The sequence below is a fragment of the Micromonospora sp. NPDC002575 genome (genome assembly GCF_042889525.1).
GTDB lineage: Bacteria > Actinomycetota > Actinomycetes > Mycobacteriales > Micromonosporaceae > Micromonospora > Micromonospora carbonacea.
The window spans coordinates 1-1,225 of record NZ_JBIARA010000079.1; the positions used below are offsets into that span (position 1 = coordinate 1).

Annotated in this window: 1 protein-coding gene; it reads right to left on the reverse strand. The window is 74.8% G+C overall.

Translation table 11 applies throughout. From position 1 onward, the window contains the following. On the reverse strand, positions 1–1,130 hold a 1,130-nt coding region (locus tag ACFYWL_RS31245), incomplete at its 3' end, for a polyketide synthase dehydratase domain-containing protein (RefSeq protein WP_386980453.1). Positions 1,131–1,225: the final 95 nt, after the last annotated feature.

Consider the following 1,225-nt stretch of genomic DNA (forward strand, 5'->3'; position numbering starts at 1 on the left):
TGGGTGAGGATGACGAGGTGGGTGTGGGTGAGGTGGGGGTTGGTGAGCCATTGTTGGAGGTGGTGCAGGGTCCGTTCCGCCACCGCATGAGCCGCCTCCGGCCCGGCGTCCGGGCCCTGGCCCTGGCCGACCCGCAGCACCAGCACCGGCGGCACGTCCGTGGGCGCCTCGGCGGCCAGCACCTCCTCCAGGTCACCGACTTCGGTGGCCACGCCGGACACGTCGTCCGGCATCGGGATCCGCACCCAGTCCACGGCGAGCGGTGAGGCGAGCGACTCGTCCGCCGGGGTCGTCAGATCCGCCGCGGCGAGCGGCCGGCTCGTGACCGAGCCGATGGTGAGCAGGGGAGCGCCGGTCGCGTCCACCATGCCGACCGCGACGGTCCCGTCGGCGTCCGAACGGGCCCGAACCGTGGCGCTGGTGGCCCCGGTCGCGTGCAGCCGCACGTCCGTGAACCGGCTCGGGACCAGGGTCTCCGCCGAACGGCTGCTCAGCATCCCGTCCAGGGCCGCGGCCAACAGCGCGGGATGGAACGCGAAACCGTCGGCGTCCACGTCGTCGGGCAGCGCCACCTCGGCGTAGTCGCCGCCGAAGGCGCGCACGCTCCGGTAGGCGCCGTCGTGGTCGTATCCGGCCGAGGCCAGCCGCTCAGCCAGCAGATCGAGCTGGTCCGCTGTCGCCGGAGCCGGGCCGGCGCCAGGGACGTCGGACGGGCCGGGCGTGGCGCCGAGGACGCCGGCCGCGTGGCGCGTCCACCCGCCCGCCTGCCGCGTGTGCACCAGCACCGCGCGCCTGCCGTCCGCGTCGCCACCGGTCACCTGGACGCGCAGGTCGGTTCCGCCGCGCGCCGGGACGACGATCGGCTTGTCGACGACCAGCTCGTCGAGATGGTGCAGCCCCAGCACGTCCAGGGTGGACAGGACGAGGTCCAGGATCCCGACGGCCGGCAGGACCGGCGTGCCCTCCAGCAGATAGCCGCCCAGCCACGAATCGGCGTCGGCCCGGATCCGGCCGGTCGCCAGCACGCCCCCGCCCTCGGGCAGGTCCGCCACGGCGGCCAGGAGCGGGTGGCTGGCGTCGTCCAGGCCCGCGCCGGCCAGGTCGTCCACGCCGCCGGCACCGCTGTCCAACCAGTAGTGGTGGTGTTGGAAGGGGTAGGTGGGGAGGTGGGGGGTGGTGTGTGGGGTGGGGGTGGGTTGGTGGGGTGTGAGTCCGGTGGTGGTGG